We start from the raw sequence: 26,206 nt of genomic DNA, 5'->3' as shown, positions 1-26,206 counted from the left end.
GGGGGGTCACGTCAGCCGGCGAGCCAGTTGGTGAGCTTGGCGGTGACCTCGTTGAAGTTGTCGGCGTACCACTGGACGTCCTGCAGCACGGTCTTGCCGGTGTTGGCGTCGCCGTAGACTTCGACCTTCTTCGCGTTCTCCGACAGGTTCGGCTTGGCGGCGAGGTTCACCGGCGCGGTGCCGAGCGCCTCGGAGATGCCGGCCACCGCCTCCGGGCTCACCACTGTGGACAGGAACCGCTCCGCGGCGACCTTCTTCGGCGACCCCTTCGGCACGGCGAAGCAGTTGATCGAGGCCACCGTCACGTCCCACACCACAGTGATGTCCGCGCCCTCGTCCATCAACGGCACGAGCCGCGCGTCGGCGAGCAGGAACATGTCGACCTGCTTGGCGCCGACCGCCTGCTGGAGCGCGCCGACGTTCGGCGCGAACGTGGTCACCTTGCGGATCGTGTTGAGCTTCTTCAGTGAGCGGTCGACGTCGAGCGGGTAGAGCGCGTCCGGCTCAACACCGTCGGCGAGCAGCGGGTATTCAAGGATGCCGTTCTGCAGGTTGGTCAGGATCCCGCGCTGGCCGGGGAAATTCTGGACGTCGAAGAAGTCCTTGATGCTCTTGGGCGCCTTGCTCGGGTCCGGGAACGCGTCGGTGCGGTAGGCGAAGGGCGAGGCGTTGATGAAGTTGCCGATGTAGCACTTGCCGATCGTGCCTTCCGCCAGGTTGCTCTTGTCGACGCCGGAGAAGTCGAGCGGCTCGAAGAGCGTCCCGCAGTTCTGGGTGGCGGCGGCCGGCGCGGTCGCCACCACGTCCCAGAGCACCGCCCCGCTCTCGACCTGGGCCTTCACCTGCGACACGTCGGGCGGCGAGGTGTTGGTGAAGGTGACGTTCGGGTGCGCCTTGGTGTAGGGCTCCTGGTAGTGCTTGATCATCGCTTCCTGGCCGACGCCGCCGTAGGCGACGAACGTGAGCTTGACGTCCCCCTCGGGGTCCACCGCGGCGGCCGGTTCGTCTCCGCCGCAGGCGGCGGTCATCGAGACCACTGCGGTCGCCACGAGGACCGCGAGGACGCGGGATGTTCTCAACACCATGTCACTTCCTTCGGCTATGGCCCGCCAACACGGGCTGACTGTTCGGAATATGGATTGGTGCTTCGCATAGTGAACAGTAGCGAGGGCGTAACGTGCCCAACAAGAGCGTGGAACGAGTTCGTTACCAAAGCGTGCGGTCGAATGTGCGCATGGTGAACGCAGCTAGCCTGCGACGATGCGCTGCCGGTCCACTCGCCACCAGGCGACCACGGGCTGGCCGATCCGCAGGTCGCTCTCCAGCGCGTCCAGCCGGGCCCGGCCCATCACGTCGCCGGCTCCACCGAGCGACAGCATGGCGGTCCGGTAGGCCCCCATGTACTCGATGTCGCGGACGATCGCCGCCGCGCAGTTCGCGTCCGGCGGGACCGCGTCCCGGTCGGCCGCGATCCGCACGTCCTCCGGCCGAACCACCAGGGCGGCGGGGCGGCCCTCACGCACCAGGGCCGACACGGTACGGCTGTCGACCGACCACACCTCGCCCTCCCAGACCGCCGTCGTACCGGTCGCCTGCGACAGCGTGAAGACCGTCGAGTCGCCGAGGAACCGCGCGGTGAACAGCGTCTCGGGCGACTGGTAGAGCGCCTCGGGATGGCCCAGCTGCTCGATCCGCCCGTCGTTGAAGAGCGCGATCCGGTCGGACAGGTTCATCGCCTCCTCCTGGTCGTGGGTGACGAAGACGAACGTCGAGCCGACCTCCCGGTGGATGCGGCGGATCTCCAGTTGCAGCGTGGCGCGCAGGTTGCGGTCCAGCGCGCCGAGCGGCTCGTCCAGCAGCAGCGCGGTCGGGCCGAAGACGATGGCCCGGGCCAGCGCGACCCGCTGCTGCTGCCCCCCGGACAGCTGCGCCGGGTAGTGCCCGTCCCGGCCGGTCAGCTGGACGAGTTCGAGCACCTCCGCGACCTTGCGCGCGATGTCCGGCTTGGACATGCGGCGCTCCCGCAGCGGGTAGGCGACGTTCTGGGCGACGGTCATGTGCGGGAAGAGCGCGTAGTTCTGGAAGAGCATGCCGAGGTTGCGCCGGTGCGGCGGCAGCCGGCTCACGTCCACGCCGTCGAACGAGATGGCGCCGGTGGTGAGCGTCTCGAACCCGGCGATGAGGTTGAGCGTGGTGGTCTTGCCCGAGCCGCTCGGCCCGAGCAGGGTCATGAACTCGCCCGGTTCGATGGTCAGTGAGACGTCGTCGACGGCCGGGTGGCTCAGTCCGAAGTCCTTCGTCACGTTGGTGAGCCGGATCTGGGTTCCGGCTGCCGTGGACGTCGGCGTGGGCGCGGCCGTGCGGAACGTGGATGCGGACATGATGCTCCTATCGGCTCTTTCGGTTGCCCACGAACAGCACGAGGCAGATGACGGTGACCGCGACGACGACCAGGCTGGACGACGCGGCGATGGTGGGGTCGATCTCGACGGTGACGCTGTTGTACATCTGCACCGGCAGCGTCTGGAACGTCGGAGCGCGGAGGAACAGCGCGATCACCACCTCGTCGAACGAGGTCACGAACGCGAAAATGGCGCCGGTGACGATCCCCCGGCTGATCAGCGGCATGGTCACGAACAGAAAGGTCCGCATCGGCGTCGCGCCCAGCGACGCCGACGCCCGCAGCAGCTTCGGGTCGAAGCCGCTGAGCGCGCTCGTCACCGACACCAGCACGAACGGCACGCCGATCGCGGCGTGGGCGAACACGTAACCGCTCAGCGTCCCGACGAGGTGCCACTTGAGGAACGAGATGTAGACCGCGACCGCGATCACGATCGACGGCGTGACGATCGAGACCATCAGCAGCGTCCGCGCGAGCCGCGCGAGCCGCCCGGTCAGGCTGTGCAGGCCGATGGCGGCGGCGGTGCCGACCACCGTGGCGAGCGACGCGGCGAGCACGCCGACCAGCACCGAGGTACGCAACGACGCGAGCCAGGTCGGGTCGGTGAAGAAGTTCTCGTACAGCTTGAGCGAGAAGCCGGTGGGCGGGAACTGGAACGTCGACGCCGTGCTGAAGCTCATCGGGATGACGAACAGGGTCGGCAGGATGAAGTACAGCGCCACCAGGGCGCCGACGAGCTTGAGCCACCAGGGGATCGGGTCGACGGTGGTGGCGCGGCGACGCCGGCGGGCCGGGGCGGGTCGCCGGGGCGTACGCGGAGGTTGGTCGGTCTTCGTCGCGGTCATGGCTGGTCCTTCGTCCTGGCGGCGGCGACGACGCCGATCGCCGAGATGGTTCCGCCGAGGCGGTTCGCCCAGGCGACGAGCACGAGGGTGACGACGAGCACGAGCATCCCCAGCGCGCCGGCGCCCGAGAAGTCGAGCAGCAGGGTGGTGCGCTGGCCGAGCAGCTGCGCGACGAGGGACTGCTGCGGCGACCCGAGCAGGGCCGGCGTGACGTAGAAGCCGAGGCTCAGGGTGAACACGAGGATCAGTCCCGCGACCACGCCGGCGCGCGACAGCGGCCAGTAGATCTTCCAGAACGCGACCAGCGGGTGGGAGCCGAGACCGCGCGCGGCCAGCAGGAGCCGCCGGTCGATGCCGGACAGCGCGCTGAACAACGGCAGCACCATGAACGGGAGCAGCACCTGGCTCATCGCGACCGTCACGCCGGCCACCGTGCCGTAGAGCACGACGTCCAGGCCGAACAGTTCGAAGAAGGAGTGCACCGGCCCGTTGCGTTGCAGGATGACGATCCAGGCGTAGTTGCGGGCCATGACCGAGGTCCAGAACGGGATCAGCACGATGACCAGCAGCACGCCCCGCATGCGGGGACCGACGCGGGTCATCAGGTAGGCGTACGGATAGCCGAGCAGGAAGGCGATGACGGTGACCGCCGCCGCCGTCATCGCGGTGCGGACGAGCACCCGCATCGTCACGCCGTCGGTGAAGAGCGACTCGTAGTGCCGCAGGGTCCAGTCGCCGTTGCCGACGCTGCGCAGGAAGCTGTTGCCGAGCGGCACGAGCAGGATCCAGGCGAGCAGGGTGAGCGCCGGCACGAGGAGCAACCACTGCGGACGCGGCCGGAGCCGCCGTAGGAGACCTGGCATTTCTGTTTCCGCCTTCCGCCCGGCGTCCCGGGCTCGCCTGTCATGCATGGCTGGTCGCGATCATGGAGCCGAGGGTCTCGGCCGCCTGTTCCAGCGCGGCGACGCGCGCCGCGGGCCGGTCCGCGGGGTTGAGCATCTCGGTCGTGCCGAGCAGGCCCATCGCGGCCTGCACGTCGTAGGTGGCGAAGATCGGCACCGCCACCGAGGCCAGGCCGGCCCGGTCCAGGTCCGCCCAGGCGATGCGGTGCCGCCGTACCCGGGCCAGCGCCTGCCGCTCCACTGCCGCCTCGGCCGGGGTGAGGCTCGCGTGGGCCCGCGTCACGGTGGCCGGATCGGCCTGGAAGGCGAGCAGGACGCGGGTCTGCGCGGCCTTGAGCTCCAGCACCGTCCCGACCCGGGCGGTCAGCACGATGGTGCCCTGGTGCGGCTCCTCGACGAGCGTCACCACCGCGCCGGAGCGTCCGAGGAAGCTCAGCACTGTGGTGAGGCCGGTCGTGTCCGAGAGCTGCCGCATGATCGCCGGCGCCAGCGTGAGGAGTTGCTGGCGGACCGAGACGAGGGCGAAGAGCTGGTCGAGCAGCGGGCCGGGGCCGAACGACGCGCTCAGGAAGCCGGCCCGTTGCAGGGACTGGAGGTAGCGGTGCGCGGTCGTCCGGTTGAGGCCGAGGCGCTCGGCCACCAGGCCCGGGGCGAGACTCCGGGTGTGCTCGTCGAGCAGCGCGAGGACGTTCGCGGCCCGGTCGATGGACTGGATCATGGTGCGATCCGTGTCCACTGTTGCCGGTCCGGGGCCGGTTCGCTGGTCGTCAGGATCGGCGCTCATCGTCACCTCCTTGCCGGACGCATCCTTCCGGGGACCCGATCCAGGGCAGGCAAAAGTTCACATGCGAGCAGAGCCATGCACGATGCGAACGAAGGCTCTTCCGCTCGACGCCTCGACGGGCACGCCGACGAGGCGCGAGCGCTGGGCGGATCCGGCACGACCGATGGTTGACCCGAGACCGGGCGTTCGTTTTGCGAGCTACCGCTTTCGGTATGCGGACGATAACCGGTAACCCGCGCGCAACACAATGGTCCTTTCGCGGGCCCGGCGCAGCCATTACGCCGTTCGGCGGCCCATGGACACGAGCAGTGCTCGTCCGTATGCTGAACGACAAGTTCATGGGACGAACAGGAGGAGTCGATGGGCGTCTCGAAGGATGGCCAGCCGGTCCCCCCAGGGCTGTTGAAGGTCCTGGACGGCACGGTTGACCTGCACTGCCACTCCGGCCCGAGCCCTTTCCCGCGGCGGATCAACCACGTCGAGGCGTCGTACGACGCCGCACGCATCGGCCTGCGGGCGCTGCTGGTGAAGTCGCACCACCACAACACCGTCATGGACCTGCTGGCCATGGGCCCGTGGTTGAAGGAGGCGCCGACACCCGTCTACGGCGGCGTCGCGCTGAACTCCGAGGTCGGCGGCATCAACCCCTCGGCTGTCGCGATGAGCCTGCGGATGGGCGGCCGGTGCGTGTGGGCGCCCACCGTGTCCGCGCGCCAGCACATCGAGCACCACAGCCACGAGCACGGATTCCCGACCTCGGGCCTCGACCTGCTGGAGAGCGAGGTCTCGGTGTTCGACGACACCGGGTCCGTCTCCGCGCAGACCGAGCAGGTCGTCGAGGTCGTCGCGGATGCCGGCGCGCTGCTGACCGGCGGCCACCTCGACGCCGAGTCGATGAAGGCGCTGTTCACGGTCGCCGTCGACAAGGGCGTACGCCGGCTTCTCGTCCAGCACCCCGACTTCATCGTGGGCGCCTCGGACGGCGACATCGAGGAACTGCTGCGGATGGGGGCGTACGTCGAGCACGAGATCGCGATGTACCACCCCGGCGTCCCGAAGCCGGGCTGGCCGATCGAGCAGCTCGTGCGCTGGATCGAACGCGTCGGGCCCGAACGCACCACCATCGGCTCGGACCTGGGACAGCAGGGCAACCCGCTGCCGGTCGACGGCTACATCTACATCGTGCAGCGCCTGCTCGACCACGGGGTGTCCGAGAAGGACGTCCGGCGGATGATCGCCGGGAACCCGGCCTATCTGCTCGGCCTGGAGGACAGCCCGTCGTGATCAGGGCGGACAGGGTCATCATCAGCGCGGCGGTCACCGGGTCCGTGCACGTGCCCTCGCAGAGCGACCACCTTCCGCTCTCCCCCGAGCAGGTGGTGCAGTCCTCGCTGGAGGCGGCTCAGGCCGGCGCCGCGGTCATCCACCTGCACGCGCGGCACCCGGACGGGCGGCCCGCGTTCGAACCGGCCACGTTCGAGGAGATCATCCCGCCGATCGTCGATCAGTGCGACGCGGTCATCAACATCACCACCGGGGGCGCCTCGTCGATGACGATCGAGGAACGGCTCGCCGCCGCGGCCCGGTTCAGCCCGGAGCTCGCCTCGCTGAACATGGGGTCGATGAACTTCGTCTACTCCGGCATCGCGGAGCGGGTCAGCCGCTGGAAGCACGACTGGGAGAAGCCCTACGTCGAGAACACCTACCGGCAGCCCTTCGTCAACACGTTCGCCCAGATCGAGTACGCGCTGCGCGAGATCGGCGAGAAGGGCGGCACCCGGTTCGAGTACGAGTGCTACGACATCGGGCACCTCTACACCCTGGCCCACTTCGTGGACCGCGGTCTCGCCCGGCCGCCCCTGTTCATCCAGGGCGTCTTCGGCATCCTCGGCGGCATCGGCGCGGACCACGCCAACCTGACCCACATGATCGCCATCGCCGACAAGCTGTTCGGCGCCGAGTACCACTTCTCCGCGTTCGCCGCGGGCCGGCATCAGATGCAGTTCTGCACCCACAGCGCGTGGCTGGGCGGGCATGTCCGGGTGGGTCTGGAGGACAACCTCTACATCGGCAAGAGCGAACTCGCCACCAGCAACGCGCAGCAGGTCCGCAAGGTCCGGTCGGTCGTGCAGGACCTGGGCCGCACGATCGCGACGCCCGACGAGGCCCGGGCGATCCTCGGCCTCAAGGGCGGCCAGAACATCAGCCGTTGACGCCACCGACACTTCGCAGGGACTGATGACATGACCATGTATGCCAAGGACGACATCCGGTCGCAACTGGCGGCGGCGGCCCCGTCGCGGACTGTCGACCCGTCCACGCCGGTCCGGCCGGCCCAGTACCTCGCGCTGTACGACATGGCGCCGACGACGGTCAGCGACGCGGGCAGCCGGACGTGGCTCGTACGCGGCCAGCACCTCGTGCTCTCGTGGACCGAGGCGGTGGCCGGCGACCGGTTCGCCCGGTCGGAGCAGCCGGACGAGTACGCGGTGCTGATGTACTCCGGCAGCGCCCCGGTGCGGGTGAGTGCCGGCGGCGGTTCCGCCGAGGTGGCGCAGGAGGCGTTCGTGGTGGTGCCGCCCGGCGACAGCGTAGTCGAGGCGCTCGCCGACGGCCCGGTGATCCGGGTGTTGTCGACTCTCGCCCCGGACCTGGCCGGGGCGGCCGCCAACGCGGCCGCCTACCGCGAGCCCGACCCCCGGTGCGCGCCGCTCGCCGCCTGGCCCGACCCGGTGGACGGGTTCCGGCTGCGGGTGTACCCGCTCGCCGAGCACCCGATCGAGCCGGGCCGGTTCGGACGCATCTTCCGCACCACGAACATGATGATCAATTTCCTGGCCGAGGAACCGACGCCGCGGGACCCGCTGCGCCTCTCCCCGCACTCGCACGACGACTTCGAGCAGCTCTCGTTCGGCGTCAAGGGCGAGTTCGTCCACCACATCCGCTACCCCTGGGGACCCGACTCCACCCGCTGGCGCCCGGACGACCACGGCCGCCTCGGCGTGCCCTCGCTCTGCGTCATCCCGCCGCCGACGGTGCACACCACCCAGGGCGTCGGCGACCACCAGCAGCTGATCGACATGTTCGCGCCGCCGCGCGCGGACTTCTCCGCCAAGACCGGGTGGGTGCGCAACGCCGACGACTACCCGATGCCGGCATGAGCACCGACGTGGCCGCCCCGAGGCGCAGCCGGTTCCGGGCCGCGCTCGCCCGCCCGGACGCCCCGGCGCTGGGCACGTGGGTGAAGCTGCCGGTGATGGAGAGCGTGGAACTGCTCGCGCTCGCCGGATTCGACTTCGTCGTCGTCGACCTGGAACACGCCCCGATCGACCTGCAGACGGCCTATCAGCTGATCGGGACCGCCAACCATCTCGGGCTGGCCCCGATCGTCCGGATCCCGGCGCTCGACCCGGGCATCACGCAGCGGGTCCTCGACGCGGGCGCCGAGGGCGTCATGGTCCCGCACGTGGACACCGTCGAGCAGGCGCGAGCCGCCGTCGCGGCGGTCCGGTTCCCGCCGCTCGGCGCCCGCGGCGTCGGCAGCACGAGCCGGGCCGGCGCGTGGGGCGCCATGCCCCGCGCCGAGTACCTGCGCTACGGACAGGAGGAGGTCGTGCTCGTCGCCCAGATCGAGAGCGCCCGGGCCGCCTCGTCCGCCGGGGCCGTCGCGGCGGTGCCGGGGGTCGACGCGCTGCTCGTCGGGGCCGCGGATCTGTCCACGTCCGAGGGCACCACCGAGGACGATCCCCGGTTAGTGGCCCCGCCTGCTGCTATAAGGAATTCCCGCTCCCCGGCGTACCCATCGGCAACGCCGTGGGGCGGCACGCGAACCGTTTGGCGGTGGAAGGGTTTCACGCTACCTGTGCTAGAGCCGACGACGCAGCCTGCTCGGCGCGGCGGCCCGGCGCTTGCGTGGCGGCAGCGCACCGTGCATAAGCGCTGAGGAACGCCGTGGCACCCCTCACGACGGCGCTGCACCTGCGGTGGGCCGACACCGACCACTACGGCCACGTCAACAACGTCACCTGGCTGCGCTACGTCGAGGAGGCGCGGATCCGCACGTTCGGGCTGCCGGACCTGCCCGGCACGTTCGATCCGGCGCGGCCGCCGGCGCTGGCCGTGCTCGGCGCCGCGACGTTCACCATGACGGCGGCGGCCCGGCTGGAGTTCACCGGCGAGCTCGCCTACCACGGGCAGTCGATCCTCGCCGACGCCTGGCTGTCCCGTACCGGTTCCCGCAGCCTCGACCTGAGCTTTCGCTTCGTCGACGAGGCGCGCACGACGACGTACCTGCTCGCGCAGACCACGCTCGTGGTCTGCGACCTGGCCGACCGCCGGCCCCGGCCGCTGACCGCCGCCGAGCGCGATGCGCTGGCGCCCTACCGGGGCGATCCGCTGACCTTCCGTTGAGCCGCCCGAAAGGAATCACCGTGCCGACCTACGACGAGCTCTCCACGGCCGCGGTGCCCGGCGCCGCCTGGGACGTCTTCGGACCGGGCGACCAGCTCGGCAGCATCAACCGGCTGACGCCGGAGCGGGTGACCGCCGCCGCCCGCCTGGTCCGCCGGGGCGAGCGGTTCAACCTCGACTACCCGGTCAACGCCTTCGAGCCCTATCCCACCGGCACCCGGCGTCCCGCCGAGCACCACGTCTTCGCCAACAACCCGCTGCATCGCGACGACTGGATCGACTCGTTCTACCTCCAGTCCACCTCGCAGCTCGATTCGCTGCGTCACATCGGGCACCCCGCCCACGGCTTCTACGGCGGGCTGTCCGCCGCGGACAACAACCAGGACTCGACCGCGCTCGGCATCCACCACTGGGCGGAGGCCGGGATCGCCGGACGGGGCGTGCTGCTCGACATCCCCCGGCACTTCGGCCGCGAGGGCCGCCCGTACGACTGCGAGCAGACGATCGCGCTGGACGAGACGGTGCTGGACGCCGTCGCGCGGGCGCAGGGCGTGTCCTGGCGTGGCGGCGACATGCTGCTGCTGCGTACCGGGTGGGCCGGGAACTACCTCGCCAAGTCCGTCGAAGAACGGGTCGAGTTCAACACCCGCAACCGCTCCCCCGGGCTGGCCCAGCGCGAGTCGGTGCTGCGCTGGTTGTGGGACCACGAGATCGCGCTCGTCGCCGCCGACAACCTGGCCGTGGAGGCGGACCCGGTGCTGGAGTCGGACTTCCGCTCGCCCCACGACCGCCCGCCGGAGCGCGGGGTCGACCACAGCGGCATGCTGCACCGGCCGCTCATCGCGCTGCTCGGGATGGCCTTGGGCGAGCTGTGGAAACTCGACGACCTCGCCGACGACTGCGCCGCCGACGGCGTCTACGAGTTCTTCCTCACCTGCAAGCCGCTGAACCTGCCCGGCGGCGTCGGGTCGCCGCCGAACGCGCTCGCCGTCAAGTGAGCGGCTGACGACGCCGGCCCCGGATCGAGGGCCGGCGTCGTCGGCGATCACGGGGTCAGAGTGTGGTTTCGTCGGTGAGGCCGAAGTAGTCGTGCCATTTGGTGGAGGGGCTGAAGGTGGTGCCGGTGGACAGGGCTACGTAGATGTCGTTTGTGGTGTTTTTGGTGAAGACGATGAGGTCGTCTTTGCCGTCGCCGTTGGCGTCGGCGAGGTAGGGGAATTCGCCGGGGAGGCAGAAGAAGTCGTGCCATTTGATGGTGGTGCCGGTGAAGGTGGTCCCGGTGGAGGTGGCGGCGTAGACGTCGGCGTCGGTGTTGCAGGTGAAGGTGACGATGTCGTCGCGTCCGTCGCCGTTGATGTCGCCGACGCGGGGTTGTTCGGTGCCGACGGCGAACAGGTCGTGCCATTTCTGGGGTTCCCCGAAGCCGCTGCCGGTGGACAGGGCGACGATGACGTCGGCTGCGGTGTTGGGGCCTTGGGTGAAGGTGATGATGTCGTCGCGGCCGTCGCCGTTGACGTCGCCGAGGGCGGGGAACTCACCGGCGATGGAGAAGTAGTCGTGCCATTTGATTGCGGTGCCGGTGAAGCCGGTGCCGGTGGACAGGGCGACGTAGACGTCGGCGGTGGTGTCGTGGGTGAAGGTGATGATGTCGTCGCGGCCGTCGCCGTTGACGTCGCCGACGGCGGGGATTTCGGTGCCGGGGGCGAACCAGTCGTGCCATTTCGCCGACGCCGCGAATGATGTGCCGGTGGACAGGGCGACGTGGACGTCGGCGGTGGTGCCGTGGGTGAACACGATCGCGTCGTCTCGTCCGTCGCCGTTGACGTCTCCGGTCAACGGGGTCTCCCCGGACAACGCGAACCAGTCGTGCCACTTCACCGACGTTCCCGCGAACGACGAACCGGTTGAGGTGGCCACGTAGGCGTCGGCGAGTGAGCCGTGCGTGAACGCCACCACGTCATCCCGGCCGTCACCGTTGAAATCAGTCGGCGAACCACCGAAATACCGGGGCGCGGCCGGCCCGCCACCGCCCTGGTTCACCAGCGAGAGGTAGTAGTTCCAGTTCCAGTTCGGCCCCGGGTCGGTGTGGTCGTTGCCCGGGATCTCGTTGTGCCCCTTGATGCCGGTGCGGTTCTTCGGGATGCCGTACTTGTCGCACAGGTAGCGGGTCAGCGCGGCCGAGGAACGGTACATCGCGTCGGTGAACCAGGCCGGGTTGTCCACGTACCCCTCGTGCTCGATGCCAACGCCGTACGCGTTGCCGGACCGGGCGTGGTACGCGGTGTCGCCCTCGCGGACCATCTGGGTGATCTCGCCGTTGCTGGACTTCACCACGTAGTGGGCGCTGACGCCGGACGACGGGTTCTGGAACCAGCTGACGGTGCCGGCGTATGAGCCCTGGGTGACGTGGAGGATCACGGTGGTGATCCGGCTGGACCGCCCGACGCCGTAGTTCGCGCCGTTCGCGGCGACCCACCGCGCCGCCGGGTACTCCGGCACGGCGGCGGCGAGCGTACGGGACGCCGTGCCGGCGGGCGGAACCGTGGCGTAGCGGCCGCGCTCCGGCTCGACCCGGTACGCCCGGACCGGCACGGCGCCCGGAATGCCCTGCTGCACCAGCTCGTAGATCCCGTCCGCGTACAGGCGGGCGGTGGCGTCGTCGGCCGCGCCGCCGTACCGCGCCACCACCGGATACCAGGCGGTGACCCGGTCCCGGTCCCGCGCGGTCAGCCCTTCGGCGTCTGCCAGCTCGCGCGGCACCGCCGCGCCGCCGCGGATGTTGGCCGGCGTGACGGTCTTCAGGCGCGCGACCGGCTCGCCGGTCAACGCCGCCGCCCGTTCCAGGCTGCGCTGGGCGGGGTTGCTCACCAGGTGCATCACCCCGTAGCCGTTCGCCTGGCTCGGCTTGCCGCCGTGCCCGTCCAGGCGGGACTCGCCGTAGCCGACCGCTACCAGGACGTCCCGGGGCACGTCGTACTCCTGCGCCGCCCGCACGAAGGCGGCGTCCAGCGCGGTACGGCCCGGCGGCGTCGCGGACGCGGACGCGGGCTGCACCGCGACCGCTCCGGCGAGCGCCGCGGCCAGCAGGGCGGCGCCGACGCGCCGCCGTCTCCGTCGTGTTCCGGCCACGAGGGCCTCCCATCCTGGCGTCACAGCGTCACCTCACCGGTGAGGCCGAAGTAGTCGTGCCATTTGGTGGAGGGGCTGAAGGTGGTGCCGGTGGACAGGGCTACGTAGATGTCGTTTGTGGTGTTTTTGGTGAAGACGATGAGGTCGTCTTTGCCGTCGCCGTTGGCGTCGGCGAGGTAGGGGAATTCGCCGGGGAGGCAGAAGAAGTCGTGCCATTTGATGGTGGTGCCGGTGAAGGTGGTCCCGGTGGAGGTGGCGGCGTAGACGTCGGCGTCGGTGTTGCAGGTGAAGGTGACGATGTCGTCGCGTCCGTCGCCGTTGATGTCGCCGACGCGGGGTTGTTCGGTGCCGACGGCGAACAGGTCGTGCCATTTCTGGGGTTCCCCGAAGCCGCTGCCGGTGGACAGGGCGACGATGACGTCGGCTGCGGTGTTGGGGCCTTGGGTGAAGGTGATGATGTCGTCGCGGCCGTCGCCGTTGACGTCGCCGAGGGCGGGGAACTCACCGGCGATGGAGAAGTAGTCGTGCCACTTCACCGCCGTACCGGCGAACGACGAACCGGTCGACAACGCCACGTAGACGTCCGCCGTCGCGTTGTGCGTGAACGCGACGATGTCGTCGTGGCCGTCGCCGTTGACGTCACCCACGGCGGCTATCTCCGCGCCGGGGGCGAACCAGTCGTGCCACCTGCCCGGCGACGTGAACGCCGACCCGTTCGACAGCGCCACGTACACGTCGCCGGTGTTGCCGTGCGCGAACGTGACGATGTCGTCGCGGCCGTCACCGTTGACGTCGCCCGTCGACGCGGTCTCCCCGCCGATGGAGAAGAAGTCGTTCCACTTCACCGACGTCCCGGCGAAGCCGGTACCGGTCGACGTGCTCGCGTAGACGTCGGCGGTGGCGTTCTGGGTGAAGGTGAGGACGTCGTCGCGGCCGTCGCCGTTGACGTCCGTCGACGAACCGCCGGCCATGCCGTGGGTACGCGCCGCCTGGTTGAGCAGCGTCCGAGCGGTCGCCGCCGCCTGGTCGTACCGGTCGGGAAAGCCCGACCGCTGGACGCACTGGGCGACCTGCCCGGCGGTGTAACCGGGGTTGTTGCGGTCGCAGGTGATCGCGCGGGTGACGTACTGCGTGGTGGCGTAGACCGGGTCCATGATCTGCTCCGGGGTGCCCCAGCCGTAGTCCCAGCGCTGCTGGAACACGCCCAGGCTCGACTTGTCGCCGCAGGGCAGGTTGTTCATGTGGGACTCGACCCACCCCGTCTCGAAGGTGGAGAGCATGACCTTGTCGTTGACGTTGTACGACCGGGCCACCCGGTAGACGATCACGGTGACGGCGGGGTCGTGGGTGGCCGGGACGGACGGGCAGGCGAGCGTGCCGATCGGCACGGCGGCCGCCGGCGCGCCGACCGCGCCGGCTGCCGTGACGGTGCAGAGCGCGACAAGCAGCGCCAGCAGGGTTCGTCTCACCATGCTCCTCCGGGGGTGTGGGCTGACCAGGCGGCACCGGGCGAGAAATCGATTGCCGACGAGTCTCGTAGTCATCCTCGTCGATGTCAATAGCGTCGGTCGGACCGGCCCACCCGGCCGGAAATCGATTGCTGGGCCGGTATAGGATTCCGAGCGACCTCCCGCGGTGGCGGTCTCCCTCCGGCACGTCACCATCCGACGGGGGCCGGGTCGGAGCAGCCCGGGCGACGACGACGGGAGCGCGATGACGACCATCTACGACGTGGCGCGTCGCGCGGGAGTGTCACCGGCGACAGTCTCCCGCGTCCTCAACGGGCGAGCCTCGGTCGACCCGGAGATGGCCGCCCGGGTGCGGCAGGCCGCGCAGGACCTGGACTACCGCCCGAACGCCGTCGCGCGCAGCCTGCGCCGCAGCCGGACCAGCCTCTGGGCGGTCATCATCTCCGACATCGGGAACCCGTTCTTCACCTCGATGGTGCGCGGCGTCGAGGACGTCGCGCAGGAGGCCGGCTTCTCCGTCGTGCTCTGCAACGGCGACGAGGACCCGGAGAAGGAGGCCCGCTACGTGGCGGCGGCCCTGGCCGAGCGGATGGCCGGGGTGATCATCTCCTCGTCCGGGAAGCCCGCCCTGATCAGCCGCCTGGTGCAGGCGCGCATCCCGGTCGTGGCGATCGACAGGCAACCGCGCGGCGTCGAGGTGGACACCGTGCTGGTGGACAACACCCACGGCGCCGAGCAGGCGACCGCCCACCTGGTGCACAGCGGTTACCGGCGGATCGCATGCATCACCGGCCCACGCCGGATCTCCACCGCCATGCAGCGGCTGCGGGGCTACCAGCGGGCCCTGAAGGCCAGCGGACGCCAGGCCACCGAGGACCTGATCCGGTACGCCGACTTCCGCGAGGAGGGCGGCTACCGCGCGATGGCCTCGCTGCTGGAGACCGCCGAGCCGCCGGACGCGGTGTTCGCGGCGAACAACCTGATGACAGTGGGCGCCGTCGAATGCCTCGTGGACAACGGCATCGGCGTACCCGACCCGTTCGGCATCGTCGGGTTCGACGACATCCCGTGGGCGCACCTGGTCCGGCCCTCGCTGAGCACCGTCGCGCAGCCCACGTACGACCTGGGGCGTACCGCCGCCACGCTGCTGGTCGAGCGGATCGCCGACCCGGCCAAGGCGCCCTCGACCGTGGTGCTCCACACCGAGCTGCGGGTCCGTGAGAGCTCGGCGCCGTCGGCCGGCCGGCGGGGCCGAGCCGCCGGCCGTACCCCGTCGCACGGCACTGCCGCCGGCTCGCTCAGATCGTGACCTCCCCGCACAGGTGCACCCGTACGCCCAGCTCGGCGAAGAGGGCGGCCTTGACCCGTAGCGCGCGGTCGGCGGTGTCGGCGTCGGGCGCGTAGACCACGTTTACGTGGTTGGCCTTGTGCCGGGCCATCAACTGGTCGCGGCCCACGCCGTGCAGCACGGCGTGCATGATCGGCCACTGCGGTGTGGTGGCGTCCAGCCGCCGCCGGGTCTCCGCCTCGGGCAGCTCCACCACGGTGCCGCGCCCGAGGTCCACGTGCAGGCAGCCGTCCATCACGAACACCCGCGACCAGACGATCTCCCCCGGCTTCGACACGCCGCTGAGAGTGCCGCCGCCGAGCGGGAAGTACATCGGCGGCTGACGCATGCTGTACGACCTGTCGTAGCCGCCGTTGTGCGACGCGGGCACCGAACCGGAGATCTCGAAGACCCAGACGAAGTGCTCGCCGTACCGCTGTCCCCAGCGGATGTCGTGCAGCGTCGTCGCCGGGTCCAGGCCCATCGCGGTCCAGATCCGGTTGGTGACAAGCGAGTCCACAGCGACGCCCTCGTCGACCTCGTTGAAGTGCGGCAGCGCCGCGCCCGGGTACAGCTCCCGGGAGCCGTCCCGGCTGGTCACCGGGGGGCGTTCGACGTTGTTCAGCAGCCCTTCGGCCAGGTCGCTGGCCGGGACGGTGTCCTTGAGCCCCTGCTGGTACTGGATGCCGACCGCGTCCAGGCCGAAGTCGTCGGCGATGCGCAGCGCGGCGACGTACATCCGGCACTGGCTGAGCAGTTGGGCGTACGTCAGTTCGGTGGCCTCGTCGGTGCCGGTGTGGAACGTCATCCCGGCCGTCTCCAGCCATGCGAGCACCGCCCGCGCCTCGGTGTCGGGCACCCGCGCCATCTCCGCCACGAGCGCGCTCTGCGAGAGGCGTTCCTTGAAGATGCCGATCGGGTTGAGCAGCTCGTCGTCGATGATGGCGTTGTACATGCCCATGCAGCCCTCGTCGAAGACGCCGATGACAGCCCGCTCGGAGACGAGCTGCCGGGCCAGCGCCACGCCGAGTTCGACCTCCTCGTCCGGCCGCAGCGCCGGCAGCGGGCGTACGTGGCTCTCGTCGTGCGTCACCTCGCCGGTCTCCAGCCACTTCTTCAGGCCGTCACGCGCCCACTCGTCGGTGAAGTCCTCACTCCACAGCGTCGAGTACCGCACGCCCGCCTTGGTGAGGCTGCCGGCGAGGTTGAGCAGGCCCACCAGCCCGGGGTACTGCCCGCTCCAGTTCGCCACCAGCAGGATCGGCCCGCGGTGGGCGCGCAGCCCGGCCAGCACGTGGTGGCTGTACTGCCAGACCGCCTCCACCACGATGAGCGGCACGTCGGCCGGGATGCTCCGGAAGACCTCGATCCCGGCGCGCTGGCTGTCGATGAAGCCGTGTCCTCTGACCGGGTCGACGTCGTGACCGCGCCGGACGTGCCAGCCGAGCGCGGTGACGGCGGCGGCGAGGTCGGCTTCGAGCTGCCGCTGGGTGGGCCAGCAGGTGACGTTCGCGCTAAGCCGCAGGTCGCCGCTGGCCACTGTGTAGACGGTCCGGGGCGGGGCGGCCGGACGCTCGACCGGGGCGGGCAGTATGTAACGGGTCACGGGGCGGCTCCCTCGACGGGCGGACGGTGGGCGGGACGGGACGCGGCCGCGTTCAGAGGCCACCGAGCTTCGCGTACGCCTCGGCGGCGTTCTCCCTGGTGATCCGCATGGTGCCCAGCGTGGTGGTACGCGGGACGTCCTCGGCGCAGTCGACGAGGATCTTCCGGGCCAGCTCGACCGCCTCCCGGCCGCCGGTGGCGTACTGGAACGTGGCGGCGAGCCGGCCCTGCTCGACGGCCTTGATCCCGCCGGAGGGCACCGGCAGCGCGTCGATTCCGGTGAACTTGATCCGCTGCACCATGCCCGCCGACTTCGCGGCGAGGTAGGCGCCCTCGGCCATCGGGTCGTTGTGCGCGTAGATCGCGGACACGTCCGGGTGGGCCTTGATCAGCGCGTCCGCCACCGACTGTCCCTTCTCGCGCAGCCAGTCGCCGGGCTGGGAGGCGACGATCTGGATCTTCGGGTTGGCGGCGATGCCGTCGCGGAAGCCCTGCGCGCGCTCGGCGGCGGGGGTCGAGCCGGGCAGCCCGGCGATCTCGATCACCTTGCCGCCGTCGGGCAGCAGCGTCGTGGCGTAGAACTCGCCGGCCGCCTTGCCGATCGCCACGTTGTCGCCGCCGATGAACGCGGTGTACGCCTCCCCCTCGACCTTGCGGTCCAGCACGATCACCGGCACGCCCTGGTCGTACGCCTTCTTCACCACAGCGGTCAGCGGCTTGGCCTCGTTCGGCGAGATGATCAGCAGGTTGATCTTCTGGGTGAGGAAGTTCTCCACGTCGGCGACCTGCTTGCTGTTGTCCTGCGCGGCGTCGGAGACCACGACGCGGAAGCCGGGAACCGACTTCGCCGCCGTCTGCACGTCGTTGTTCATCACCTGCCGGTACGGCTCGGCGTTGTTGGCCTGGGACATGCCGATCAGGAAGTCCTTGCCGGCGCCGCAGGCGCGGGCCTGCCCGGCGTCGTCGGACGCTTTCTCGACGCTGCACCCCGTCGCCGCCAGCGCGCCGGCGACCAGCAGCGCGAGCAGTGTGGTTCGCTTGTCCATCGGTGGCTCCTCGGAGTCGGTTCGGTCAGGCGATGCCGCGGCGCAGCTTCTGCAACGCCGCCGCGAGCACGATCACCAGTCCTTTGATCAGCAGCTGGACGTTGGCGTCGATGTTGTTGAGCGCGAGGATGTTGTTGAGGATGCCGAGCAGCAGCGCGCCGGCCAGGGTGCCGCCCATCGAGCCGGAGCCGCCGGCCAGGCTGGTGCCGCCGATGACGACGGCGGCGATCGCGTCCAGCTCGTATCCGGCGCCGTCGTTCGGGCTGCCCTGGTTGAGCTGTCCCGCGTGGACGACGCCGGCCACCGCCGCCAGGAGGCCGGCGACGGCGAACACGGCGACCTTGACCCGGGTCACGGGCACACCCGAGAGCCGGGCAGCCATCTCGTTGCCGCCGATCGCGTAGACGTGCCGGGCGAACGCTGTCGTCCGCAGCACCACGACAGCGGCCACCCCGATCAGGACGAACAGCACCGCCGGCACCGGGAGCACGCCGTTTATCGAGCCGTTCAGCAGTTCGAAGGCGGGCGGCGCCTCCTGGGGTCCGTCGCCGTAGGCGATCGGGATGCCGAGGCCGCCGGACCAGATCCGGGCGATGCCCCGGGCGACCTGGAGACCGGCCAGGGTGACGATGAACGACTGGATGCCGAGGCGGGCCACGGCGTACCCCTGGAGTGCGCCGAACAGCGCGCCGATCGCGAGCACCGCGGCGACGGCGGGCAGGATGCCCAGCCCGGAGTCGACCATGAGCGTCGCGGTGCCGACTGCCGACAGGCCGAGGATCGCCCCGACCGACAGGTCGATGCCGCCGAGCAGGATGACGAATGTCATCCCGATCGCGATGATGCCGATCTCCGACACCGCGCGGACGATGTTCCCCAGGTTGCCGGCGGTGAGGAAGAGGATCTCGCCGTCGCGGCGCGGTGAGGCGAGGATCGCCACGACGAAGACCACGAGCAGCGCGAAGAGGCTCTGCACCGCGAAGAGCCGGTCGGCGAGTTCCCGGCGGCTGCGCGGGCGGCGCAACCAGCGGGCGGTGGCGCCGCGCAGTCCGACCGTACCGGCGGCGGGCGGCGCCTCGGTCACGGCCGGCTCGGGCGGCGGCACGCGGGTGTCGGTCATCTGTCGTCCCTTCCGGCGGCCGGGCCGCCCATCGCCGCCGCGAGGATGTCCTCGCCGGTGCAGCCGTCGGTGGCGAGGTCGGCCACGGCCCGGCCGCGGCGCAGCACCACCACCCGGTCGCAGACGCCGAGCAGCTCGGGCAGTTCCGAGGAGGCGAGCAGGATGCCCATGCCGTCGTCGGCGAGCCGGCGCAGCAGCCGGTAGATCTCCGCCTTCGCCCCGATGTCGACGCCGCGGGTCGGCTCGTCCAGCAGGAGCAGCCGCGGCTCGGTGAGCAGGTGCCGGGCGAAGACGACCTTCTGCTGGTTGCCGCCGGAGAGCGCGCCGACCGGCGTGGCCGCCGACGCCGTCTTGATCGCCAGGCCGGTGACCGACCGCGCGACGGCGGCCCGTTCCCGCCGTCGGCTGACGATCCCGGCCGAGGTCACGCTGGACAGCGCGGCCAGCACGATGCTCCGGCCGACCGGGTGTTCCAGGACGAGCGCGGAACGGCGCCGGTCCTCGGGGACGAAGCCGACGCCGGCACGCAGCGCCGCGCGAGGGCGGCGCGGCGCGTACGGGCGGCCGGCCAGCAGGACCGTGCCGGTACGGCGGCCGGCGGGCCCGGCGCCGAAGAGGGTCTCCAGCAGTTCGGTACGGCCGGCGCCCATCAGTCCGGCCAGGCCGACGATCTCGCCTGCGCGCACGGTCAGGCTGACGCCGTCCGGCTCGCAGCGGCCGGACCGGGGCGCCCGGGGCCGGACGGCCAGGTCGGTGACGCGCAACAGCGGACCGGCACCGGTCCTGGCCGTCTCGCGGCGCGGAGCGGAAGCACCGGCCGGGTCCGCCGTTTCGGGATGCGGAGCGGGACTGCCGGCCGAGGCGGGCTCGAACAGCGACGCGGCCCGGCCGCCGACCACCGTCGCCACGATCCGCCGCCGGTCCATCCGGCCGGCCGGCACGACACCGGCGACCGAACCGTTGCGCAGCACCGTCGCGCGGTCAGCGACGACCTCGATCTCCTCCATCCGGTGGGAGATGTAGACGACACCGACGCCCCGCCGGCGCAGGCCGTCGACAGTGGTGAACAGCCGCCGCACCTCCCCGTCGGCGAGCGCGGCCGTCGGCTCGTCCATGACGAGCACGCGGGCGTCCAGGGCGAGCGCCTTGGCGATCTCGACGAGCTGCTGCTCCCCCACGCGCAGCGAGCCCACCGGGCGGCGCGGGTCGATGTCGGCGCCGAGCCGGTCCAGGTGCTCCCGCGCGGTACGCGCCGCGGCCCGCCGGTCGACTGTGCGCAGCCGGGTCCGGGGCTCCCGCCCGAGCACCAGGTTGTCCGCCACCGACAGCGCGGGCACCAGGTCGAGTTCCTGGTGGATCGTCGCGATGCCGGCGGCCTGGGCGGCGGCCGGGCCGGTGAACCGTGCCGGCGTCCCGTCGACTGTGACCTCTCCGTCGTAGTCGGTGATGACACCGGAGAGGATGTTGATCAGGGTGGACTTGCCCGCGCCGTTCTCGCCCAGCAGCGCGTGCACCTCACCGGCGCGCACGTCGAAGTCGACGCCGTCGAGGGCAGTCACGCCGCCGAACCGCTTGGCCACGCCGGTCGTCGCGACCACCCCCCGGCCGCTCGGGCCGGCCGTGTCGCGGGTGTCCACGCCGGTCACGGGATCGCGTTTGTCGCGGCGTGCGCGGCGTCGGCGAACGGCACGTCCCGCCGGACCCCGCTCGCGGTCAGGCGCCAGGTGCCGCCCGCGTACTGGCCGGGTGCCCAGGACAGGCCGCCGGCGCGCCACAGCGGTTGCCAGGCGGCCATCGCGTGGCCGGCGTCGTACCAGGTGTTGTCGCCGCGCCAGGCCGACCCCCACCGGTGCGACGCGACCACCGAGAGCCCGTCGCCGGTGCTCATCGTCCAGCGGGGCATGCCGGTGACGTCACCCGTCGGCCGCGCCTCCACCGCCGGGTCGCCGACCAGCGGGGACGCGCCGTCGATGTTGAACGCCACCTCCCACACCGCTGCGGTCGGCCACCCGTTCACCGACCAGGTGACGTCGCTCTGCAACCCGGGGCCGGTCCACCGGGGCGTCACGGTGAGCAGCCAGTCGGCGGTGACCGGCTCGTCGCCGAACGGGATGCCGACCAGGTTGATCCGGGAGCCGTCGGCCGAAACGTCGACCCGGGCCGGGGCGCCGGCCCGGTCGGTCACGTCGAACCGGCCGACGGCGAGGTACGGGCCGGTGCCCCGGTGCGACGAGTCGAGCGCGGGCCGGTGGTTGCCGGCGCCGGCCGGGTCCACCGCCAGCTCGGCGATCCGGGCGCTGGGCCAGGTGCGCACGTCGGCGCGGAGGAAACCGGTGGTCACCGTCCAGCCGCGCGCCACCACGCCGGTCGACCAGGTCAGCGGCGCCAGCCAGAGCCCGCCCTGACCCCAACCGGCGTGGGTCAGGTACCAGTTGGAGCCGTCCACCACGACCTCGGCGGCGTGCGCGTCCAGCACCGTCACCTTCTCCGCGCCGTCGAAGCGCAGCAGGTCGCGGCTGCGGTAGACGGCCGTCCGCCGGTACGCGGCGCCGTAGTCGGTGCCGTCGCAGCAGACGAAGAGGTACCACCAATCTCCTCGGCGCACCACGAACGGCGACTCCGTCTGCCCGCCCGCCTGCCCGGTGTGCGGCGACGTGTACGCGATCGCGCGGCCGCTCCACGAGCGCAGGTCGGTGCTGGTCCGGTACGCCACGACGTGGTTGCCGCCGGACGGGCTCGACGTGGCCGTGTAGTACATGACCCAGCGGTCGCCGACCCGGGTCACCATCGGGTCGCGGCCCTCCCACCCGTCGGTGAACAGCGGGTTGGCGGAGCTGCGGGTCCAGGTGAACAGGTCGGTGGAGGTGGCCAGGTGCATGCGGTAGCGGGCGTAGTCCGAGTTCCCGGCCGCGTAGAACATGTAGTAGACGCCGTCGTGGTGGACGACGTGCGGGGCCCAGATCCACTGCTCCCCGGCCCCGGGGTCGGCGGCCAGCGCCACCGGCCGTTTCGTCCACGGGCCGGTCGGGGTGGGCGCGGTGGCGTGCCCGAAGACCTTCTCGTCCTGCGGCGCGCCGGGTTCGGCGTGGGTGATGCCGAACAGGTGCCACACACCGGTCTGCTGGTGCCGTACCAGCGTGTGGTCGTTGTAGTACCAGGTCGTCGACTCCCCCGCGCTCGGGTCGTAGACGCGGGTGGACGCGCCCCGCGCCGGCGTCTCGCCGAGCGTCTCGTACGGCGTCGTGGTGACCGCCGCGAGCGGGCCGACGCGGCGCAGCGTCACCGTGTCGAGCCCGGCGAAGAAGCCGGTGGAGGACGCGGACCGGCCGGTCACCGTGACGGTGAGGCGGTGCGTGCCGGCCGCCAGCGACGCCGAGCCCAGCGGTACCGCGCCGGAGCGCTGCACCGCACCCGCGTACCCGTCGAAGAGCTGGCCCACCGCGACCCCGTCGACGGCGAAGCGCAGCGTGCCGTAGTCGCCGGCCCGGGTGAGCACCGCGCCGAGGTCGTACTGCCCGGCCGGCACCGACGGCAGCGTGAGCGTCACCGAGTCACCGGCGCGGGCGCCCCGGAACCACAGTTGCCGTCCGCCGGACCAGCTCACCCCGCAGCAGTCGGCCTGCGCGCCGACCGGCGCGGTGGCGGAGACGACGGCGAGCGACTCGGCTTCGAACCGGACCGGGTCGTCGGCCGGTGCCGGTCCGGCCGGAACGGCGGCCAGGGCCGCCCCGAGCAGGAGCGCCGCGAGGACACGTCGGGCGCGCATCACGACACGCTCGGGCGGGGCAGGTCGGCGCCGGGGGCGAACTGGTCGTGCCAGCGGTTCCCCGGTGGGCCGAATCCTCCGCCGGTGGAGAGCGAGACGAACACGTCAGCGGTCAGGCCCCTGGTGAACGTGACCACGTCGGCCCGCCCGTCGCCGTTGAAGTCCCCCACGCCGGGCAGCTCGTCGCCGAAGGCGAAGCTGTCGTGCCACTTCCAGCCGTCCTCCACGAAGCGGGTGCCGTCGGAGAGCGACACGAACACGTCGCCGGTCGTACCCCTGGTGAACGTCACGATGTCGTCCCGGCCGTCACCGTCCACGTCGCCCACCGCCGGCAGTTCGTTGCCGACGGCGAAGCTGTCGTGCCACTTCCAGCCGTCCTCCACGAAGCGGGTGCCGTCGGAGAGCGACACGAACACGTCGCCGGTCGTACCCCTGGTGAACGTCACGATGTCGTCCCGGCCGTCACCGTCCACGTCGCCCACCGCCGGGAACTCGTCGCCGAGCGCGAAGTGGTTGTGCCACTTCACACCGGGCCCGAAGCCGGAGCCGGTGGAGAGCGCCACGTAGACGTCGGCTGCGGCGCCGCGGGTGAACGTGATGATGTCGTCGCGGCCGTCGCCGTTGACGTCGCCGACCGCCGGGATCTCGGCGCCGACGGCGAAGAAGTCGTGCCACTTGACCCCGGCGGCGTACCCGGCGCCGGTGGAGAGCCCGACGTAGACGTCCGCGCTGTCGCCACGGGTGAACGTGATGACGTCCGCGCGGCCGTCGCTGTTGACGTCGCCGGTGAGCGGCACCTCCGCCCCGACCGCGAAGAAGTCGTTCCAGGGCCGGCTGTCCGGCACGAAACGGGTGCCGTCGGAGAGCGAGGTGAACACGTCGGCGGCGGCGCCGCGGGTGAAGTCGACGGCGTCGTCGCGGCGGTCGCCGTCGGCGTCGCTGGTGTTTCGGGTACGGGTGGTGGCCGACACCTCGGCCGAGGGCGCGGCGGTGTTGCCCGACCCGTCGACCGCCACGACCCGGTAGTAGCGGGTCTGCGCGGCGGGCAGCGGACCGTGCCGGAACGTGGTGGCACGCGTCGTGCCGACCAGGTTGGCGGCGGTGATCACCACCCCGGGGCTTCGGGACGCGTAGACGCGGTAGGAGACCACGCCGACGTCGTCGGCGGAGGGGGACCAGGTCAGGCCCAGCGCGTGCACGCGCCCGCCGGTCAGGGCGAGACCGGCGACCGGGGCCGGGGCGACGGTGTCGGTGAACGGCGCCACCATGCTGTCGGCCAGGTACCGGGAGGCGGTCCAGGCGGGTGCGCCGCTCGCCGGGGTGAGCTGGACGGTCACCGCCGACCGGCCCGCCGTCAGCGCCGCCGGAAGCACGAACTCGTCGGCCAGCCAGCGCTGCCTGTCGTTGCCCAGCGGCTGGAGCCACACCCCGGCCGGTGCGCCGTCCACCGACACGGCCGCCTGCTGGTAGCCGCCGGCCTGGTCGCCGTGGCGGCGCAGCCGTACCCCCTGGTTGGCCGGGTCGATCGCCAGCCGGAAGCGGACCGGGGCGGTCGTCGCGCGGACCTGGCCGGTCTGCGGGACGTTGTCGTCGTCGCCCTCGAACGCGGCGGTGAGCGCGGTCTGGGTCGCCCCGGAGTCGGTGTACGCGTGCGCGGCGCGGCTGACGGCGTCGCCGGTGACGACGGTGTCGGTCCGGCGCGTGGTGACGGTACGCTGGGTGTATAGGAACGCGGTCGAGGCGTACTCGGCGGGCATGTCGTTGGCCGGTCCGTGCTCGATGCCGAAGCGCAGCGCGGTGCCGTAGGCCACCGCGTCGCCGATCATCAGCCGGTAGGCGGCGTCGCACTCGTCGGCGCATCCGCCGCCGCGGACCAGGTGTGCGGTGTTGCCGGTGAAGACGCCGCTGTACTCGCCGCGGTTGAAGTACCAGCCCGACTCGTAGAAGTCCTCGGTGCCGGTGCCGTAGATCTGCGGCGTGGGCGATCCGTCCACGTACACCCGCTCGTCGCCCTCCAGGTAGTTGCGGGTATTGCCGCCGATGATGTGGCCGCGCGTGGTCTGCGAGACGCCCACGAACCGGCCCCGGCCGGACTGGTCGGCGATGATCCAGTCGGCGCCGCCGACCGTCTCCGCGCGGCGTGACTGGGTGGTGAAGTAGCCGGCGCTGCCGTCGGCGGCGAGCCGAGACGTCCACTCGGCGCCGGGCGCCGACGTCACCTCGACCTCGACGCCGCTGACTGTGGCGCCTGTCGTGTTGACGAGCGTCACGGCGGCGGCGGTGCGGAACGGCATCGGCCACCAGGCGCTGTACCAGCCGCCGGGCGCGGAGTCCATGGCGAACATCAGCGACCGGACGGTGCGCTCGCCCAGCCCGGCGCCGAAGAACTCCCCGACCGGGCTGTCCACCGTGGCACGCCCGTCGAACGTCATCCGCAGCCGCAGCCCGGCGAGCGTCGGCGCGCCCGCCGCGGCGTCCGGTACGCGCAGCCGCAGCGCGGTGATCGCCCGCGGCCCGGTCAGCGTGGCCAGCGACACCTGGCCCTGCGCCGGGGCGGTGACGGTGGCTCGGGTGGTGGCGGCGCCGGCCTGGGCGGGCTTCGGGTCGCGGGTGCCGGCGGCGCGCAGCAGCGTGACCACGTCGGTGGCCGGGTCGGCCGGGTCGAACCGGGACACCCCTGCCGCGTCGGCGAAGGTGCGGTAGGCCACGTGGTGGAACAGCGGGTTGTTCTGGGTGGTGATCCGCATGGACTCCCGGTAGGGCATCGGCACCTTGACGGTGACGCCGCCGGACGTCTGGTCGGCGTTGCTGACGAGCGGCGCGACGAACGGGCTGCCGAGCCGCCCGTCGACCAGGTCCTGGAGGTCGGCCTGGACGACCACGACGCCGTCGAGTTCGACGCGGATCCAGCCGGTGGCGCGGACGTTGCCGTCGTCGCGGGTGAACCAGATCGACTGCACCTCGCCCGGGCCGCGCGCCTCGGCGATCACGCAGCCGCCGCTCTGGCGCAGGCACGACCAGGTGCCGATGAAGCCGTCGTCGTTGGAACCGTCGCGGCCGAAGCTGGAGAACTGGTGGGTACGGCTGCCGGCGGCCAGCTCCGGCAGGCGGTCGAGCCGCCGGTAGGCGTCCCACCCGATCGGGCCCTTGTCGTCCGCGACGGCGAGAGCGGTAGCGGGCGCCGACGTGGCGGCCGGAGCGGCGGACGAGGTCGCGGGCACGGCCACGGCCAGCAGCGCGACTGCTGTGGCGCCGGCCCAACGACTGAAGCGGAGCCTCATCGGTGTCCCTTCCGAGCGCCGTGAGATCAGCGAGAAATCGATTGCTGGCGAGTTAACTTCCCGACTTCCACGGTTGTCAATACCTTGCGCCCGGCTTTCCCTCCCGGGCAGGAATCTTCGC

Annotated in this window: 20 protein-coding genes; 7 read left to right on the top strand and 13 right to left on the bottom strand. The window is 71.5% G+C overall.

From position 1 onward, the window contains the following. Positions 1-11 precede the first annotated feature (11 nt). The 5 genes from MicB006_RS25080 to MicB006_RS25060 form a co-directional block, all read right to left on the bottom strand. Positions 12-1,085 (bottom strand): extracellular solute-binding protein, encoded by a 1,074-nt coding sequence (locus tag MicB006_RS25080; RefSeq protein WP_116509423.1) that lies wholly within the window; start codon positions 1,083-1,085, stop codon positions 12-14. A gap of 162 nt (positions 1,086-1,247) precedes the next feature. Then, entirely contained in the window at positions 1,248-2,381 is a 1,134-nt protein-coding gene (locus tag MicB006_RS25075) for an ABC transporter ATP-binding protein (protein WP_116509422.1), read from the bottom strand. 7 nt (positions 2,382-2,388) lie between these two features. Next, the gene (locus tag MicB006_RS25070) at positions 2,389-3,246 is read right to left on the bottom strand and encodes an ABC transporter permease (protein WP_083664663.1); all 858 of its coding nucleotides are present in this window, start codon (positions 3,244-3,246) and stop codon (positions 2,389-2,391) included. Continuing rightward, positions 3,243-4,109, bottom strand: a complete 867-nt coding sequence (locus tag MicB006_RS25065) for an ABC transporter permease (protein WP_161565952.1) — start codon at positions 4,107-4,109, stop codon at positions 3,243-3,245. Before MicB006_RS25065 ends, MicB006_RS25070 begins: the two co-directional genes overlap by 4 nt. A gap of 40 nt (positions 4,110-4,149) precedes the next feature. Beyond that, positions 4,150-4,932 carry an IclR family transcriptional regulator gene (locus tag MicB006_RS25060; RefSeq protein ID WP_116509419.1) on the bottom strand — a complete coding sequence of 261 codons (783 nt, stop codon included), beginning with the start codon at positions 4,930-4,932 and terminating at the stop codon, positions 4,150-4,152. Positions 4,933-5,292: 360 nt separating this feature from the next. On the opposite strand from MicB006_RS25060, the gene MicB006_RS25055 reads away from it, so the two are divergent. Genes MicB006_RS25055 through MicB006_RS25030 form a run of 6 tightly spaced genes read left to right on the top strand, consistent with a single transcriptional unit; the run spans position 5,293 to position 10,340 of the window. After that, positions 5,293-6,216, top strand: a complete 924-nt coding sequence (locus tag MicB006_RS25055; RefSeq protein WP_116509417.1) for a DUF6282 family protein — start codon at positions 5,293-5,295, stop codon at positions 6,214-6,216. Beyond that, positions 6,213-7,145: a 3-keto-5-aminohexanoate cleavage protein gene (locus tag MicB006_RS25050; RefSeq protein ID WP_116509415.1), complete on the top strand. Its 933-nt coding sequence runs from the start codon at positions 6,213-6,215 to the stop codon at positions 7,143-7,145. Before MicB006_RS25055 ends, MicB006_RS25050 begins: the two co-directional genes overlap by 4 nt. Before the next feature lie 30 nt (positions 7,146-7,175). Next, entirely contained in the window at positions 7,176-8,093 is a 918-nt protein-coding gene (locus MicB006_RS25045; protein WP_225980494.1) for a hypothetical protein, read from the top strand. Continuing rightward, on the top strand, positions 8,090-8,875 hold the full coding sequence (locus MicB006_RS25040) for an HpcH/HpaI aldolase/citrate lyase family protein (RefSeq protein WP_116509411.1): 786 nt from the start codon (positions 8,090-8,092) through the stop codon (positions 8,873-8,875). The genes MicB006_RS25045 and MicB006_RS25040 overlap by 4 nt, the downstream gene beginning before the upstream one ends. Before the next feature lie 8 nt (positions 8,876-8,883). After that, positions 8,884-9,342 (top strand): thioesterase family protein, encoded by a 459-nt coding sequence (locus MicB006_RS31875; protein ID WP_161565951.1) that lies wholly within the window; start codon positions 8,884-8,886, stop codon positions 9,340-9,342. A 20-nt stretch (positions 9,343-9,362) separates the two neighbouring features. Continuing rightward, positions 9,363-10,340, top strand: a complete 978-nt coding sequence (locus MicB006_RS25030; protein WP_161565950.1) for a cyclase family protein — start codon at positions 9,363-9,365, stop codon at positions 10,338-10,340. Positions 10,341-10,395: 55 nt separating this feature from the next. Here the strand turns inward: MicB006_RS25030 and MicB006_RS25025 are convergent, their stop codons facing one another. Next, the gene (locus MicB006_RS25025; RefSeq protein ID WP_116509407.1) at positions 10,396-12,471 is read right to left on the bottom strand and encodes an N-acetylmuramoyl-L-alanine amidase; all 2,076 of its coding nucleotides are present in this window, start codon (positions 12,469-12,471) and stop codon (positions 10,396-10,398) included. Positions 12,472-12,491: 20 nt separating this feature from the next. Beyond that, complete coding sequence (locus MicB006_RS25020) at positions 12,492-13,943, bottom strand: VCBS repeat-containing protein (RefSeq protein ID WP_225980493.1); 1,452 nt, start codon at positions 13,941-13,943, stop codon at positions 12,492-12,494. 241 nt (positions 13,944-14,184) lie between these two features. On the opposite strand from MicB006_RS25020, the gene MicB006_RS25015 reads away from it, so the two are divergent. Beyond that, complete coding sequence (locus MicB006_RS25015) at positions 14,185-15,249, top strand: LacI family DNA-binding transcriptional regulator (RefSeq protein ID WP_116511781.1); 1,065 nt, start codon at positions 14,185-14,187, stop codon at positions 15,247-15,249. Here MicB006_RS25015 and MicB006_RS25010 read toward each other — a convergent pair. The 6 genes from MicB006_RS25010 to MicB006_RS24985 are packed head-to-tail and all read right to left on the bottom strand — an operon-like array spanning position 15,239 to position 26,085. Next, on the bottom strand, positions 15,239-16,873 hold the full coding sequence (locus tag MicB006_RS25010; protein ID WP_116509405.1) for a fucose isomerase: 1,635 nt from the start codon (positions 16,871-16,873) through the stop codon (positions 15,239-15,241). The genes MicB006_RS25015 and MicB006_RS25010 overlap by 11 nt on opposite strands. A gap of 52 nt (positions 16,874-16,925) precedes the next feature. After that, complete coding sequence (locus MicB006_RS25005) at positions 16,926-17,918, bottom strand: substrate-binding domain-containing protein (RefSeq protein WP_116509403.1); 993 nt, start codon at positions 17,916-17,918, stop codon at positions 16,926-16,928. Positions 17,919-17,943: 25 nt separating this feature from the next. After that, positions 17,944-19,038: an ABC transporter permease gene (locus tag MicB006_RS25000; protein WP_192900132.1), complete on the bottom strand. Its 1,095-nt coding sequence runs from the start codon at positions 19,036-19,038 to the stop codon at positions 17,944-17,946. Then, positions 19,035-20,684: a sugar ABC transporter ATP-binding protein gene (locus MicB006_RS24995; RefSeq protein WP_116509401.1), complete on the bottom strand. Its 1,650-nt coding sequence runs from the start codon at positions 20,682-20,684 to the stop codon at positions 19,035-19,037. The genes MicB006_RS25000 and MicB006_RS24995 overlap by 4 nt, the downstream gene beginning before the upstream one ends. Then, complete coding sequence (locus MicB006_RS24990) at positions 20,681-22,804, bottom strand: family 43 glycosylhydrolase (RefSeq protein ID WP_116509399.1); 2,124 nt, start codon at positions 22,802-22,804, stop codon at positions 20,681-20,683. Before MicB006_RS24990 ends, MicB006_RS24995 begins: the two co-directional genes overlap by 4 nt. After that, positions 22,804-26,085, bottom strand: coding sequence for a DUF2961 domain-containing protein (locus MicB006_RS24985; protein ID WP_116509397.1), 3,282 nt, complete (start codon positions 26,083-26,085; stop codon positions 22,804-22,806). The genes MicB006_RS24990 and MicB006_RS24985 overlap by 1 nt, the downstream gene beginning before the upstream one ends. Between the last annotated feature and the right edge of the window lie 121 nt (positions 26,086-26,206).

The sequence above is a fragment of the Micromonospora sp. B006 genome (genome assembly GCF_003408515.1).
Taxonomy (GTDB): Bacteria; Actinomycetota; Actinomycetes; order Mycobacteriales; family Micromonosporaceae; genus Micromonospora; species Micromonospora echinospora_A.
The sequence above is the reverse complement of the archived record's forward strand: the minus strand, read 5'-3'. Positions and strand labels throughout refer to the sequence as shown.